The 15750-nt window shown below is 68.0% G+C and carries 12 protein-coding genes; 1 reads left to right on the top strand and 11 read right to left on the bottom strand.

Annotation, left to right across the window (positions count from 1 at the left end):
* Positions 1-28: 28 nt before the first annotated feature.
* The 3 genes from ACM2ZB_RS02215 to ACM2ZB_RS02205 form a co-directional block, all read right to left on the bottom strand.
* Positions 29-1858 (bottom strand): methyl-accepting chemotaxis protein, encoded by a 1830-nt coding sequence (locus tag ACM2ZB_RS02215; protein WP_416057257.1) that lies wholly within the window; start codon positions 1856-1858, stop codon positions 29-31.
* Between the two features lie 281 nt (positions 1859-2139).
* On the bottom strand, positions 2140-2550 hold the full coding sequence (locus ACM2ZB_RS02210) for a GNAT family N-acetyltransferase (RefSeq protein ID WP_416057256.1): 411 nt from the start codon (positions 2548-2550) through the stop codon (positions 2140-2142).
* Positions 2551-2566: 16 nt separating this feature from the next.
* On the bottom strand, positions 2567-2842 hold the full coding sequence (locus ACM2ZB_RS02205) for a hypothetical protein (protein WP_416057255.1): 276 nt from the start codon (positions 2840-2842) through the stop codon (positions 2567-2569).
* 165 nt (positions 2843-3007) lie between these two features.
* On the opposite strand from ACM2ZB_RS02205, the gene ACM2ZB_RS02200 reads away from it, so the two are divergent.
* On the top strand, positions 3008-4096 hold the full coding sequence (locus ACM2ZB_RS02200; RefSeq protein ID WP_416057254.1) for a DUF5694 domain-containing protein: 1089 nt from the start codon (positions 3008-3010) through the stop codon (positions 4094-4096).
* Between the two features lie 115 nt (positions 4097-4211).
* On the opposite strand, the gene ACM2ZB_RS02195 is transcribed toward ACM2ZB_RS02200, so the two are convergent.
* From ACM2ZB_RS02195 to ACM2ZB_RS02160, 8 genes are all read right to left on the bottom strand, one after another.
* Complete coding sequence (locus ACM2ZB_RS02195; RefSeq protein WP_416057253.1) at positions 4212-4583, bottom strand: hypothetical protein; 372 nt, start codon at positions 4581-4583, stop codon at positions 4212-4214.
* Positions 4584-4650: 67 nt separating this feature from the next.
* Positions 4651-4872: a hypothetical protein gene (locus ACM2ZB_RS02190; protein ID WP_416057252.1), complete on the bottom strand. Its 222-nt coding sequence runs from the start codon at positions 4870-4872 to the stop codon at positions 4651-4653.
* Positions 4873-4948: 76 nt separating this feature from the next.
* Positions 4949-6343 (bottom strand): efflux transporter outer membrane subunit, encoded by a 1395-nt coding sequence (locus ACM2ZB_RS02185; RefSeq protein WP_416057251.1) that lies wholly within the window; start codon positions 6341-6343, stop codon positions 4949-4951.
* The gene (locus ACM2ZB_RS02180; RefSeq protein ID WP_416057250.1) at positions 6330-7493 is read right to left on the bottom strand and encodes an efflux RND transporter periplasmic adaptor subunit; all 1164 of its coding nucleotides are present in this window, start codon (positions 7491-7493) and stop codon (positions 6330-6332) included. The genes ACM2ZB_RS02185 and ACM2ZB_RS02180 overlap by 14 nt, the downstream gene beginning before the upstream one ends.
* Positions 7486-10704: an efflux RND transporter permease subunit gene (locus ACM2ZB_RS02175; protein ID WP_416057249.1), complete on the bottom strand. Its 3219-nt coding sequence runs from the start codon at positions 10702-10704 to the stop codon at positions 7486-7488. The genes ACM2ZB_RS02180 and ACM2ZB_RS02175 overlap by 8 nt, the downstream gene beginning before the upstream one ends.
* 685 nt (positions 10705-11389) lie before the next feature.
* Positions 11390-12769, bottom strand: coding sequence for a sensor histidine kinase (locus ACM2ZB_RS02170; RefSeq protein WP_416057248.1), 1380 nt, complete (start codon positions 12767-12769; stop codon positions 11390-11392).
* Entirely contained in the window at positions 12747-13430 is a 684-nt protein-coding gene (locus ACM2ZB_RS02165; protein ID WP_313443408.1) for a response regulator transcription factor, read from the bottom strand. Before ACM2ZB_RS02165 ends, ACM2ZB_RS02170 begins: the two co-directional genes overlap by 23 nt.
* Before the next feature lie 95 nt (positions 13431-13525).
* On the bottom strand, positions 13526-15709 hold the full coding sequence (locus ACM2ZB_RS02160) for a PAS domain S-box protein (protein ID WP_416058604.1): 2184 nt from the start codon (positions 15707-15709) through the stop codon (positions 13526-13528).
* Positions 15710-15750 lie beyond the last annotated feature (41 nt).

Genomic DNA, 15750 nt, shown 5'->3' with positions numbered 1-15750 from the left:
CTGGCCTTTTGCGTTTCCGCCCGGCGCGCTAGTACACGGCCCGCAGCTGCGGCGCCGCCCTACCCTGCCCGCCATCCACCCGGAACCCGGCCACGGTCTGCAGCAGCTGCGCGGATTGTTCCTCCATGCTGCGTGCGGCCGCCGAGGCCTCCTCCACCAGTGCCGCATTCTGCTGCGTGCCCTGGTCGATCAGGTCCACCGCGTGGTTCATCTGCTGGATGTCGTCGCTCTGCTGCTGGGCCGCAGTGCTGATCTCGGTCATCAGGTCGCTGACCCTGCGCACGTCGCGCACGATCTCGTCCATGGTCCGCCCAGCACTTTCCACCTGCGTGGTGCCGGCACCGACATTGGCCACCGATGCGTCGATCAGCTGCTTGATCTCCTTGGCCGCACTGGCCGAACGCTGCGACAGTTCACGGATCTCCGTGGCGACCACCGCGAAGCCGCGCCCGTGTTCGCCGGCACGTGCCGCTTCCACGGCCGCGTTCAAGGCCAGGATGTTGGTCTGGAAGGCGATGCCGTCGATCACCCCGATGATGTCCACGATGCGCCGCGAGGACGCATTGATGACGGCCATGGTCGACACGACTTCATGCACCACGCTGCCGCCGCGGGCCGCGACATCGGCGGCGCCGCCGGCCAGCTGGCTGGCCTGGCGCGCGTTGGTCGCGGTGCGCTGCACGGTATCGGCCAGGCCCTTCATCGACACCGCGGTTTCCTCCAGCGATGCGGCCTGCTGTTCGGTGCGCTGGGACAGATCGCTGTTGCCTTGGGCGATCTCCGTGGCGCCCACCGCGATGGTGTCGGCGGCGAACTTGATCTGGCCGATGATGCTGGCCATCGCTTCGACCAGCGCGTTCACGCCCTCGCACAGTTCGGCGATGGGGCCGCTCTTGTCGGCCAGGGCGATGCTGTGGGTCAGGTCGCCTAGCTTGGCCGCCGCCACCACTTCGCGGGTCTGCGCCACGGCACGCTGGGTGGCCTGGTTTTCATGCACTTGGGCGGTGATGTCGGTCGCGTACTTGACCACCTTGAAGGGGCGGCCGTTCATGTCCAGGATCGGGTTGTAGGACGCTTGGATCCACACTTCGCGGCCGCCCTTGCCCAGGCGCCGGTACTGCCCGGCGTCGTACTCGCCGCGTCCAAGCTTTTCCCAGAACTGCCGGTACTCGGTGCTGGCGCGGTAGTCGGATTCGACGAACAGCGAGTGGTGCTGGCCACGCACTTCGTCCAGCGTGTAGCCGGTGGTGGCCAGGAAGTTGGCATTGGCCGACAGGATGCGACCATCCAGGCTGAACTCGATCACTGCCTGCGATTTGTCGATGGCGGCCAGCTGCCCGGCCGAATCGGCCGCCTGCTGCTTCTGGGCGGTGATGTCGGTAGCGAACTTGACCACTTTGTAGGGGCGCCCCTGACGGTCCAGTACCGGGTTGTAGGAGGCCTGGATCCAGATTTCACGCCCGCCCTTGCCGAAGCGCTGGTACTGCCCGGCGTCGAACTCGCCACGCGCCAGCCGCGCCCAGAAGTCACGATAGTCCGCGCTGCGCGCGTGATCGGGGTCGACGAACAGCGAATGGTGCTGGCCCTGGATCTCATCCAGCCGGTAGCCCACCGCCTGCAGGAAGTTGTCGTTGGCCTGCAGGATGGTGCCATCCAGGGCGAACTCGATCACCGCCTGCACGCGGTGCAGTGCTGCCACCTGTGCGGCCAGTTCGTCCTGGCGGCGGACCTGTTCGGATGCCGGCGTGTCGGCACTGCGTTGCGATCCCAGCGCGCCCAGCAACAAGCGCCACGGAGACCAACGGGAAATCGGTTCGGCCGGAGTCTGTTCACCCGCCGTGAAGCCTGGCATCAGCATCGTGTGGTCCTCGGAGTCCAATAAGGTGCAATCCGGCGGGCGGGGCGCCCGGCGGGGCCATCAATTGCCTGGACTTGCGGACGCGCGGGGGCAGCGTCCTCGATCGTGTGGCGCGTGGTGCTGGGCACTGCGAACTGCGGAAGCGTTCGGCGATACACACAGCGCGGGCCGCCCATCGGGGGCAGCCTTGGGTCCTGCGCGAGGGGACAGGAGCGGGATCCAGTCAGGATATCGGCGCCCAGGGCCTGGGCTTTAGGGTTGTTTCAACGGCCCGGCAGCCTTCACAGGGCCCGGCGGTACAGCAGCTTGCCTTCCACCTCGCCCAGGCGCTGGTAACTGTTGCGTTCGAGCAGGGCCACCATCTGCGGGAAGGCCTGCGAGGTCTTCACCTCGATGCAGCCATAGCCCTGGGCCGATGCCCAGCGCTGCTGGGTGTCCAGCAGGGCCTGGGCGATGCCCTGCCGGCGATGGGCGGGATGGATACCGCCCACCCAACTGTAGAAGCGCCGCCGGTCCAGCGCGTAGCCCACTTTGAAGCCGACCAGTTCGCCGCCCTGCTCGGCCACCAGCACCAGGTGGCGGCGGCCGGCCAGGCGGGCCGAATAGGTGGCGTGGGTGCGCCCCTGGCCCAGCTCATCCACGCCCTGCAATACCTGCAGCGCCTCATCCAGGCTTCCGATCCTTACCAGCATTGCAGTCTCCCGGTGTTCACTGCCGGCGCTGGATCATCCAGCGCAGCCCGCCCACGGCCAGCACCGCTGGCAGGTAGCCGACGCTGCCCACCCAGAGGAACACCGCTGCCGTCACCCAGTTCCCGCCACCACCGAAGATCCACGGCGTGCTCTGCAGGACATGCAGGGCCACCGGCAGCAGCAGCGCCGGCGATAGCCGCAGCAGCTGCCAGCGCCAGCCCGCAGGGCCGATGAAACCGATGATCGTGCCCAGCAGCGCGGCGATCGTCGCAATGAAAATGGCTGTGTCCATGTGGTGGGTCGATCCTTGTTGCAAGGACCATTGTGGCCCATCCCTCGCTTACCTGCGATGCACCCAGCGGCCAGAAGGTTGCCATGACCAACGGGGGATTACATCGCGCGGCCCTGCATGCAGCATCGCCCTCATCACGGATGCATCCATTGCAGGGAGAAGCCCATGTTCAAACGTCGTACCTGTGTTCTGTTGTTGAGCCTGTTCAGTGCCGCCGCCGGCGCCGCCGATGCGCCGTATCGCCCCGCCTTCCACCCTGGCGAACACAAGGGGCCGCCCGCTGGCCGCATCAATGACGTGCTGGTACTGGGCAGCCCGCATCTTTCCACCCTGCCCGACGCGTTCCAGCCGGCAATGCTGGAACCGCTGCTGGCGCGGCTGCTGGCGTGGCAGCCCACGGCCATCGCGGTGGAGAACGTATCCGGACTGCAGTGCGACTTCATGCGCCGCAACCCGACCCGCTATGCCGATAGCGTGACCACCTACTGCGTCGATACCGCACCGGCACAGGCAGCGACCGGGCTGGATGTGCCCAGTGCCTATGCGGAAATGGACCGGATGCTGGCGACGTGGCCGAAGGACGCCACACCGGCACAGCGACGCCGGCTGGCTGCGGTGTTCCTGGCCGCAGGTGAACGCGGTTCGGCCATCGTGCAGTGGCTTCGCCTGCCCAGCAGCGAACGACGCGCCGCTGACAGCCTGACCCCGGCACTGGTCGAGTACCTGGACGCGCGCGTGCAGCGCAAGGACGAGGTGAACCTGGTGGCCGCCGAACTGGCCGCACGGCTGGGGCTGGAGCGCCTGTGGTCGGTGGATGACCACACGGCCGATTCGGAAACCCCCCAGGACCAGAAGAAGGCTTATGCCAAAGCGATCCGGGGCGCCTGGGACAACCCCGCCAGCAAAGCCCGCCGGGCCGCCTCCGCCCCCTTCGATGCCAAGGTGACCGAACCAGGTGGAGTGCTTGCGCTCTATCGCCACGAGAACTCCCCGCAGACCGCACAGAGCGTCTACGACAGCGATTTCGGCGCCGCCCTCATCGAACCGTCGCCGGAAGGTTTTGGCCGCAACTACGTGGGCTACTGGGAAACGCGCAACCTGCGCATGGTCGCCAACATCCGCGATGTGCTGGGCCAGCACCCGGGCACGCGCATGCTGGCCATCGTCGGCGCATCGCACAAGTGGTACTACGAGGCCTACCTGGACCAGATGCATGACGTCCGCCTGGTGGATGTGGAGCCCGTCCTGCGCTGACCCGGCCTGCAATCTGTAGAGTCGAGCTTGCTCGACTGGGCATTCCGTAGAGTCGAGCCATGCTCGACTGGGCATTCCGTAGAGTCGAGCCATGCTCGACTGAGCAAGCTCGACTCTACGGACCGAAGGCCTTCACCATCAGCGCCGGCGCGACAAACAGGCGCAGCCCATGTGCCAACGGCTGCAGCATGTCGTAACCGCGCACGTGCGGCCACGCACCGGTGCCACCGATCTCCACGAATTCAGCCCCCGCATTGCGCACGACGCGTGCGCCCGGGCTTTCGCCGATCCACGCCTCGAACACCGGCTCACCCTGCCCGTGTGCGAACAGCCGCACCTGCACGTCGCCGGTGAGCACGTTGAACCCCAGGTGCAGTTTCAGGGAACCTTGTGCATGCACGACCTGTACATCGATGCCGCCGGATGCATCCACTTCGGGCATCGTGCCGAAGAGTTCAATGAAGGCGGTTTCGTCCCAGGCAAACATTGATGACCTTTCGGAGCGTCGAGCCTGCTCGACGGCGGTGTTGAGGAGCAGTCGAGCAAGCTCGACGCTACGGGCGGCCGGTGCGCCAGAGCGCGGTACTGGCGGCGACGATGCAGCCCAGGGTAGCCAGCAGTGCAGCGGCCACGCCCCATTGCAGCACGGGGACCAGTGACTGTGCCAGCGGATCGATGCGCAGCTGTTCCAGGCGCAGGCCACCGGCCAGGGCCAGCAGCCAGCCGATGCAGGCCGGGGCATAGGCCCCGGCGACGTTTCTCTTCCAGCGGTTCATGGTGGATCCCCTGCGGAGGTGGCGATGGGGCGATTGTTCCGCCCTGCCCTCTCACAGATTGAGACCGTGGCCGCCGTCAGGGCGCCCAGCCGCCACCCAGGGCCGCCATCAATGCGGCGCTGGCCTGCAGCTGCCGGCTCTGGATGTCCTGCAGGCCCAGCTGCGCCTGGCGTGCATCGGTCTGCGCGCTCACCACGTCCAGGTAGCTCACCGCGCCGCCGGCATAGCGGTCGTGGGCGATCTGCTCGGCGCGCCGCGCCGCCTGCACCGCGTCGTCTTCATGGCCGCGCTGCGCTTCAAGCTGGCGCAGCAGGGTCAGCTGGTCCTCGACCTGGCGGATCGCCGCCAGCACCGCCGCGCGGTACTGCGCCGATGCCGCATCGAATTCGGCATCGGCCTGCGCCTTGGCGGCCTTGCGGCGGCCACCGTCGAACACCGGCAACGCTGCAAGCGGGCCCAGCGCCCAGTAGCGATTGCCGGCGTCCAGCACGGCGGCGCTGCCGGACGTCTGCCCACCGAGCAGGCCGGTCAGGCTGAGCTGCGGGAACCACGCGGCACGGGCCACGCCGATGCCCGCATTGGCGGCGAACACCCGGCGTTCGGCTGCGGCGATATCCGGCCGCCGCTGCAACAGGTTGCTGGGCAGGTCGGCCGGTACCTCTGGCAACGCCGGCAGCGCGCCGGGGTCCAGCGCAAAGCCGCTGGCAGGCGCGCCCACCAGCTCGGCAATGGCATGCCGCAGCAGCGCGTGGCGTCCATCCAGGGCGTCCAGGTCTGCCTGTGCACTGGCCAGCTGGTGGCGGGCACGCGCCACATCCAGTTCCGAGGCGATCTCGCCGCGGAAGCGGTCTTCGGTCAGTGCCAGCGCCTGCCGGTAATCCTCGATGCTGTCCTGCAGGATTGCCTGCTGCGCCTCGGCACCGCGCAGCTGCAGGTACAGCCCCGCCAGCTGCTGCGACAGGCTCAGACGGGCGGCAGCCAGATCATCGCCACTCGCGTCGGCACGTGCACCTGCGGCCGCGGCCGCATTGCGCAGCCGTCCCCACAGGTCCAGATCGAAGGACAGCGAGAACGTCGCGCTGTTGCTGTCATAGACGGCCGGCTGGGTGGCGCTGCGCAGTGGCTTGTCATCGGACTGGCGCTGGCGCATCGGCCCGGCGCTGAGGCCCACCTGCGGCGCACGCGCCGACGCCACTTCACCCGCGGCGGCGCGTGCGGCATCGTAATGGGCCACGGCCAGTGCCAGGGTCGGGCTGGCATCGGCCAACTGCTGCTGCAGGCGGTCCAGCTGCGGGTCCTGGAAGGCCTTCCACCAGGCGGTCGGCAGCGGTGTGGCAGCCGCCGTCGCGGCACTGCCTTCATAGCCGGCCGGCATCGTCACGGCGGGCACCTGGTAGGTCGGTGCCAGCGAACAACCGCCCAGCAGCAGCGCGCCGAGCACCAGTGCCAGGCGGCGCTCAACCGCGCGCACGGGCAGGCTCCTGCTCACCGGCCACCACGCGCACCTTGTCACCTTCGCGCAGCGCATCGGGCGGATTCGGAATGACCCGGTCGCCGGCCTTCAGACCGCGATCGACCCGCAGCGTGCTGCCCAGGTCACTGACGATGTGGATGTCGCGCAGGTGCACGGTGTCCTTGGCGTCGACCACGGCTACCTGGGTGCCTTTGGCGCGGAAGATCAGCACTTCGGCGGGCACGCTCACCCCGTCCCCTACACCCTGCAGGGGCAGGGTCACTTCGGCATAGCTGCCAGGCAGCAGCGCGCCATCGGCGTTGTCGACCACGAACTGGGCCAGCAAGGTGCCCGAACTGCGGTCGATGGCACTCGAATCGCCCTGCAGCGTGGCGGTGAAATGGCGACCGGACTGGCCCGGCACCTGCAGCGTGGCCTGCAGGCCCGCGCGGATGCTGCCGGCACTGTTCTGCGGCACCGGCACCATCAGGCGCAAACGCCGGGTATCGGCGATGTTGAACAGTTCGCGGCCACTGTCATCGGCGCGGATCAGCTGGCCCACGTCGGTCTGCCGTGAGGTGACCGTGCCATCGAAGGGCGCACGCAGCGTGCGGTAGCGACCCAGCTCCTGCAGTCGCGCGTAGTCGGCCTGTGCCGCTTCCACGCTGGCCTGCGCGGCCACCGCATTGGCCTGCTTCTCATCGGCTTCCTGGCGCGATACCGAGTGGCTGCCCAGCATGCCCTGCCAGCGCTCGGCACTGACCTTGGCCAGCGCGGCATCGGCCTGCGCCTGCAGCAGATGGGCATGGGCCTGGGCAATCTGCTGGTCCAGTTCCGGGCTGTCGATCACCGCCAGCACCTGGCCGGCCTTCACCGACTGGCCGATATCCGCGCTCCAGGACTTCAGGTAGCCGCCCACGCGCGCATGGATGGGCGCTTCGGTCCACGCGGTCAGGTGCGCCGGCAGGGTCATCGTGCCCTCCGCGCCCTGCGCACCAGCGGTGACCACCTGTACGGCCGGCACCGCCTGCCGTTCGGTCCATTCGACCACGGCGTGTGCCTGCTGTGCGCGCAGGGCCAGACCGGCGGCAACCAGCGCCACCGCGATGGCGGCACCCAGGATGAGGGGGCGGCGCAGCGAACGCTGCGGCAGCGAAGCATCAGACATGCAGGGGCTCTCCGGCGGGGGCGGTGCGGGGTTTACGCGAGTGGACCAGGGCGAACACCACCGGCACGAACAGCAGGGTGGCGCAGGTTGCCAGCAGCAGGCCACCGATCACCGCGCGCCCCAGCGGCGCGTTCTGTTCGGTGGACAGTGCGGTCGGCAGCATGCCCAGGATCATTGCCAGCGCGGTCATGCAGACCGGGCGGAAGCGGGTGAATCCGGCTTCCAGCGCGGCCTTGGCGGCATCGCCGTGCTCGGCCAGGCGCTCACGGCAGAAGCTGACCACCAGGATGGAGTTGGCCGTGGCCACGCCCATGCACAGGATGGCACCGGTCAGTGCAGGCACCGACAACGAGGTGTGGGTGAGGAACAGCATCCACACCACACCCGCCAGGCCGGCCGGCAGCGCGGTGATGATGACGAACGGATCGGTCCACGACTGGAAGTTGATGACGATCAGCAGGTAGATCAGCACGATCGCCGCCAGCAGGCCGTAGCCCAGGCCGGTGAAGGCCACATGCAGCGCATCGATCTGGCCATGCAGGCCGACCTCGGTGCCGCGCGGGCGCTGGCTGGCCATGCCATCGATGACCTTCTGCACATCGGCCGCCACGGCGCCCAGATCGCGGCCCTGCACACTGGCGTAGACATCCAGGGTGGGCTGCACGTTGTAGTGGGTCACCACGGCCGAACTGGAACCACGCTGGATATCGGCCAGGCCCCCCAGGATCTGCGGCACGCCGCTGCTGCCGGTCACCGGCAAGGCATGCAGGGCAGCCAGGCTGTCCATCCGGTACTGCGGGGTGGCCGCGACCACGCTGTAGGAAATGCCGTTCTTCGGGCTGAGCCAGAACGTCGGGGCCACCTGGCCACTGCCGGCCAGCGAAGCGACCATGCTGTTGGTGACGTCGCGTTCGGTGATGCCCAGGCCATTGGCACGCAGGCGGTCCACATCCACCTTCAGCGTCGGGTAGCCATCGGGCTGCTGCAGGCGCAGGTCGACCAGTCCCGGCACGTGGCGCAGGCGGCGGATCAGTTCCTGCGCGTAGACGCGGTTGCCGGCGGCGTTCGGCCCGGCAATACGCACGTCCATGGGCGCCGGCGAACCGAAGTTGAGAATCTGGCTGCTGGTATCGGCCGGCAGGAAAGCGAAGCTGGTACCTGGGAACGCAGCCGGCAGCACTTCGCGCAGGCGCCGTTCGTACTCGGCCGCATCGCCGTGCCTGGGTTTCAGCGATACCTGGATGTCACCGTCCTGCGGGCCGATGGTGCCGCTGGCGCTGTAGGCCATGTTGATGCCGGTCATCGGCAGGCCCAGGTTGTCGACGATGGCGTCGATCTCGCTGGGTGGGATTTCCTGGCGGATGCGCGCTTCGATGCGGTCGAACGCCGCGGCGGTTTCCTCGATGCGCGTGCCCAGCGGCAGGCGCACGTGCAGCGACAACGCACTGGCTTCGGTGGCCGGGAAGAAGTCCTGGCCCAAGGTCGGCAGCAGGGCGAAGGACACCACGACGCAGGCCATGAAGCCGATCAGGAAGCGGCGGCGGTCGGCCAGGGCCAGGCCCAGCAGTGCGTGGTAGCGGTCACGCACGGCCGAGAACCCGGCTTCAAAACGCTGCTGCCAGCGCACCAGGGTGGCCGCCAGCCGCGCGCGGCGGTGTTGCGGGTGGTCGCCCTCGTGGTGGTTGAGGAAGGCGTCTTCCGGGTGATGGCCCACGCCGTGTTCGACGCGGTGCGGGCGCAGCAGGTACAGCGCCATGGTCGGCACCAGGGTGCGCGACAGCACGAACGAGCTGCCCATGGCGAAGATCACCGCCAGCGCCATCGGCCGGAACAGGTAACCGGCGATGCCATCGAGCAGGAACATCGGCACGAACACGATGCAGATGCACAGCAGCGACACGAACGCCGGGCCGACGATCTGCGCAGCGCCGTCAAGGATGGCCTCGCGCACACCCTTGCCCTGTTCCAGGTGCCAGTTGACGTTCTCGATGGTCACCGTCGCATCGTCCACCAGGATGCCCACCGCAAGCGCCAGACCGCCCAGGGTCATCACGTTGAGCGTCTGCCCGGCCGCCGACAGCAGCGCGATGGCCGACAACACCGCCAGCGGAATGGACGCAGCAATGATCACCGTCGAGCGCCAGCTGCCCAGGAACACCAGGATCATCACACTGGTCAGCAGCGCGGCGATGATGCCCTCGCGGGCGACGCTGCTGATCGATTCACGCACGAAGGTGGAGGCATCACCCAGCAGCGAGATCTTCAGCGACGGCGGCAGGGTCTCGCCGATCTGCGGCAGCATGCTGCGGATGCGGCTGACCAGGGTGAGCGTGGAAGCATCGCCGTTCTTCAACGCGGCCATCAGCACGGAGTGACCACCATTGACGCGCACGATGTTGGTCTGCGGCGGCGAGCCATCGCGCACGTGGGCGACCTGGCCGATGGTGACGATCGCGCCGTTGACGGTGCGGATCGGCAGGTCGTTGAGCGCCTCGATCTCGCTGGGGCTGTTGTTGAGCAGCACGGTGAATTCGTTGCTGCCAAGCTTGGCTGTACCCACCGGGGTGATCTGGTTCTGCGCCGCCAGCGCATTGCCCACATCCTGCGCGGACAGGCCCTTGGCGGCCAGCGCCTGCGGGTCGAGGTCGAGGGTGATCTGCCGCTGCTTGCCGCCGTACGGCGCGGGAATGGCCAGGCCGGGGATGGAGGTGAGCGGCGGGCGCACGGTGTTCTGCGCCAGATCGCGGATCTGGGATTCGCCCAGGGTCGGGCTGGAGAACGCCATCTGCAGCACCGGCACGGTGGAGGCGCTGTAGTTGAGGATGAGCGGCGGGGTCATGCCGGCCGGCATCTGCTTGACGATGGTCTGCGAGATGGCGGTGATCTGCGCGTTGGCGGTACGGATGTCCACGCCGGGCTGGAAGAACACCTTGACCACGCCCATGCCGGCCAGCGACTGCGATTCGATGTGTTCGATGTCGTTGACGGTGGTACTGAGCGCACGCTCGTAGGGTGAGATCACGCGGCCGGACATGGCATCGGGCGAGAGGCCGGTGTACTGCCAGACCACGGCGATGACCGGGATGCCGATGTCGGGGAACACGTCGGTGGGCGTACGCAGGGCGCTGAGCGGGCCGACGATGCAGATGAAAATGGTCATCACCACGAAGGTGTAAGGCTTGTTGAGCGCGGTCCTGACCAAGCCGAGCATGCAGCTCTCCAGCAGTGCGGATGCCCACCGTGGGCAGCGCAGGCCGGCAAGTATCGGCGCTGGCAGTTAAAACAAAGCTGTGCCGCAGATGAAACATATTTCATGAAGGGGTGGTGGATCGGCAGGGCTGCGCCCTGCACCTGCCGAAGCCACGTCAACGTCAACGTCAACGTCAAAGGCGGCTCTGGGTTTCTGCTGGTTGGGCGGGGCGGTGTGGGTGGGCAGGACACGCCGTAAACCCATCCCTGGGGGCTCGTAGGCGCCATCCATGGCGCCTGCGGTCCTGCCCACCCACACCGCCCCACCCCTGACAGATCTCCGCGGCGGTTGGTACCTACGTCCGTTGCTATTGCTCTTGGTAGGTGTCGACCTTGGTCGGCACGATTTTTCTGTCAGAAATCGAATTGAATATTGAATCTGGGGTCGGAGCCCGTTGCGCAGCAACGGGATCCGACCCCGTGCCGTCCTGACAGATCGCGGCAGTCTGTCGAAGGCGGGGTGGGTCCGGTTGAGGGGGTGTGAGCGGCATGGATGGCGCGACCGAGCTTACAGGGACGTACTTGCAGCGTCCCCCGCAACCGGACCCACCCCGCCATCCCACGGAATGCAGGCTCTTGACGTGGACGTTGACGTGGACGTTGATCCTGCGGGTGCAGGGCTGCAAGCCCTGCAAAAAACAACACCTCTACAGCACCTGCGGCCTGCACAGCAGGCTGAAACCTGCGCCGCCCAGCCGCGACTCCCCCGCCGTCACCCGGAAGCCGTGCAGGCCGGCAATCGCCGCCACGATCGACAACCCCAGGCCAAAACCACCGCCCTCGCTCGCCTCGGCACGATGGAAGCGCTGGAACACCAGGCTGCGCTCCGCCTCGGGAATGCCGGGGCCGGAATCCTCCACCGCGATGCACGTCGCGCCGTCCTGCACCCGCGCGGCCAGCAGTACGCGCCCGCCCTCGGGGGCAAAGCGGATCGCGTTGTCCAGCAGGTTGCCGATCGCTTCGAACAACAGCCCGCGATCACCCACCACCACCGGCAGGTCTGCGGCCAGTTCCAGCGCCAGCCACTGGCCCTTCTCCTCGGCCAGCGGTGCGTAGAAGGCATGGATCTCCTGCAGCAGGGCATCCGGCGCCAGCGCCACGAACCCGGACCGGCGCTGGTGGTCCTCCAGCTCGGAAATGCGCAGCAGCGCGCGGAAACGCGCCATCAGGGTATCGGTCTCATCCAGCACCTGCTCCAGCGCCAGTGCCTGCGGCTCGCCATCACCCACCTGCTGGCGCATGCGGTACAGCTGCGCGCGCAGCCGGGTCAGTGGCGTGCGCAGGTCGTGGGCGATGTTGTCGCACACGCCTTTGACTTCGGTCATCAACTGCTCGATGCGGTCCAGCATCGCGTTGACGATGGCCGCCAGCATGTCCAGTTCGTCGCGGCGGTTGGACAGCGGCAGGCGCTGGCCCAGGTTGCCAGCCACGATCTGCGCGGTGGCCTGCTCGATGGCCTGGATGCGGCGCAGGGGCCGCCGCCGCAGCAGGTGCCAGCCCAGCAGGCCAGGCACCAGGGTGAGCGACACGCCCCACAGCAGCGCGTCCAGGATCAGATGATTGACCTCGTTCAATGGCCCGCTGTAGCGCACCAGCACCAGGATGCGACCATCGCGGGTCGGCATCGCCAGACCAAAACCGCGCTTGCCCTGCGCGTTGACGTCGGTGATCGGCAGGCCGGACACGGGGTGCGCGCTGCCGTCGATGGGCAGCTGCTTCGGCAGCGTCTTCAACACCCCGGCCAGCGGCTCGCCGTGCGGGGTGAACAGCCCGTAGGCGTCGATGCCATGCAGGTCGTAACGCCGGTTCTCGCGCAGCGCTTCGGCCAGTGCGTCACCGCTGAAATGCTCGAACAGATGCGCCCGCTGCAGCACCGCCGACTGCGCCAGCTCGTCCAGGTACAGCGACACCCGCCAGTACAGCACGCCCAGCAGCACGCACGACCAGGCCACGAACAGCAGGCTGTACAGGCCCAGCAGGCGGCTGCTGGACGAACGCCAGCCGTCAGACAGTTTCGCTGAGGACATAGCCACTGCCGCGCACGGTGCGGATCAGCGAAGGAGTATCGGGATGGTCCAGCTTGCGCCGCAGGCGGCCGATGTGGACATCGATCAGGTTGGTGCCGGGGTCGAAGTGGTAACCCCACACTTCCTCGAACAGCATCATCCGGGTCAGTACCTGCCCGGCATTGCGCATCAGGTATTCCAGCAGCTTGAACTCGGTGGGCAGCAGGCTCAGGCTGCGGCCGCCGCGATGGGCGGTGCGGGCCAGCAGGTCCAGCTGCAGGTCGCCCACGCGCAGCACAGTGTCATGGCTGGCCGGCTGCTGGCGGCGCCGCAGCAGCACTTCCACCCGTGCGGCCATCTCGTCCGAGGCGAACGGCTTGGTCAGGTAGTCATCACCACCGGCACGCAGGCCGCGCACGCGCTCGTCCACGTCCGACAGCGCGCTGAGCATCAGCACCGGGGTCTGCACGCCGATCCGACGCAGGGTGGTGACGATGGCAAGGCCATCCAGGCCGGGCAGCATGCGGTCCAGAGTGATCGCGTCGTAGTCGCCGCTGGCGGCACGCACCAGGCCCTCGCGGCCGTCGGCCACCCAGTCCACCTGCAGGCCATGGTTGCCCAGCTCCGCCACGATTTCCTGGGCGGTGATGGCATCGTCCTCGATGGTCAGTACGCGCGACATGGGCAGCGGTGAAGTCAAGACTCGCCCATGCTCGCCAAATCGGCCGGTGCGGGCAAATGAAACATCCTTCATGCGGGTCCCCGGTACGGGCCGGTTCAGGCCGGCTCGCCGTCCTCGCTGGGCAGTTCACCCAGTTCGCCCTGCACCTGCACGTTGTTGCGGCCCAGGGCCTTGGCCCGGTAGCACTGGGCGTCGGCGGCGGCTACCGCTTCGTCCACGGTCATGCCGGTGGCCAGCGGCGCGATGCCGATGCTGGCACCGATCCGCAGGCGGTCCTTGTCCCACGGAATGGACAGCGCCGCCAGGGTCTGCAGCAGCTCACGGCCGATGCGCGCCGCGCGGCGCGGCCCACAGCCGGGCAGGATCACCGCGAACTCGTCGCCGCCCAGCCGCGACACCACGTCCGAATCACGCACCCCGTGGCGCAGCACGCTGGCCACGGCCCACAGCACGGCATCGCCGGCCAGATGGCCCCAGGTGTCGTTGACCGGCTTGAAGCGGTCCAGGTCGATGAACATCAGCGAGGCGGCCTGCCCGGTCCGCTCGACGCGGGTGATCGCCTGCTGCAGGTGCACCTCGAAGCCGCGGCGGTTGCCCAGCTCGGTCAGCGGGTCGATCTCGGCAAGATGCCGTGCTTCGCGCTGGCGTGCGCGCTGCTGCGTATCGTCACGCAGCACCCAGACTGCACCGCGCACCTGTCCCTCGTCGTCGCGCAGCCAGGCGCGGGTCAGGTCCACCGGCACCGTGGCCGCCCCCATCCGCATCAGCAGATCGGCATGCAGATCCACGGCATTGCTGTCCGGGTCGAGCAGCACCGATACATCCAGCACCGACCCCGGTGCGTATTCGGTGGTCAGCGCCAGCACGTCCTGCACGTTGTGGCCGGCCAGGGTCAGCGCGCCATCGCCGGCCAGCATGCGCACGGCGGCGGCATTGGCGTATTCGATACGCCCTTCCAGGGTCACGCTCATCACCAGGTCGGCCACCGCGTCCAGGGTGATGCGGCTGCGCTGCTCGCTTTCGAACAGGCGCTGCTCGCTGCTGCGCTGGGCGGTGATGTCCTGGATCTGCGACACGAAATGCAAAGGGTCGCCGCGCTCGTTGCGCACCAGCGATACCGACAGGCGTGCCCAGATGATGTTGCCATCGCGGTCCAGGTAACGCTTTTCCAGATGGTAGTAGCTGCATCGGCCGGCCAGCAGGTCCTGCACCAGGGCCAAGTCGTTCTGCAGGTCCGCCGGATAGGTCAGCCGCTGGAAATCGACCTGCAGCAGTTCTTCGCGCGGGTAGCCCAGGATCCGGCACAGCGCATCGTTCACGTCCAGCCAGCGCCCCTCCAGTGATACCAGGGCCATGCCCAGCGCTGCCGACGTGAAGGCGCCGGCGAACTTCTCCGCGGCCAGCCGCGCCTCGGCACGGGCCTGCTGGATCTCGGTGATGTCGATGGCCATGCCGACGTAGCCGATGCGCTGGCCGTCGGTCCCGTCCATCGGGCTGATCGACAGACGCACCTGCCGGCGCTGCCCGTCCTTGCGCAGGAAGGTCCATTGCCGCGAGAAGGTCTGCCCCTGCGCCTGCGCGGTCAGCGCCTTGAAGCGGGTCGGGCGCACGCCCTCGGCATCGGCCAGCGGTGCCAGATAGGCCGACATCTCGTCCGGGTCGTGGAAGATGCCCGGGTCCGCGCGGCCCACCACGTCTTCGGCGCTGTACCCCAGCAGGCGTTCGGCGCCGGTGTTGAACAGGGTGATCGTGCCCTCCGGATCGGTGGCCATCACCGCCACCTCGTCGGACGCATCGACCAGCGCCTGCAGCCGCTGGCGCATTTCCGCCGCATCCTGGCGGGCCTGCTGCAGTTCGGTCACATCGGCATGGGCGCCGGCCATCCACAGCGGCTTGCCCTGCCCGTCCCATTCGAACACCCGCCCACGGTCATGGATCCAGATCCATTGCCCGTTCTTGTGGCGCATGCGCAGCAGGCACATGTAGTGGTCGGTGCGCCCTTCGAAGTGCGCATCCAGCGCTGCATCGGAACGCGCCAGGTCATCGGGGTGCACCAGGGTGATGAAGGTCTTCTGGCACACCGGCTCCAGCTCGTCCAGGCGGTAACCGACAATTTCCGCCCAGCGCGCGTTGACCCGCATCTGCCCGGTCTGCACGTTCCATTCCCAGGTGCCGGCGGCGGTGCCATCGATGATCATCGCCAGCCGCCGCCGGTCTTCGGCCAGCTCCTGCAGGCGACGCTCCAGCGCAGCGTTTTCGTTGTTGCCCGGCCCGCCCATCAGGCCCCCACGCCAAGCGCGCACACGCGCACGGACCGCAG

Origin of the sequence: Stenotrophomonas maltophilia, from assembly GCF_047782825.1 — a bacterium.
Lineage (GTDB): Bacteria > Pseudomonadota > Gammaproteobacteria > Xanthomonadales > Xanthomonadaceae > Stenotrophomonas.
This window is presented reverse-complemented; position numbering and strand designations above follow the sequence as displayed.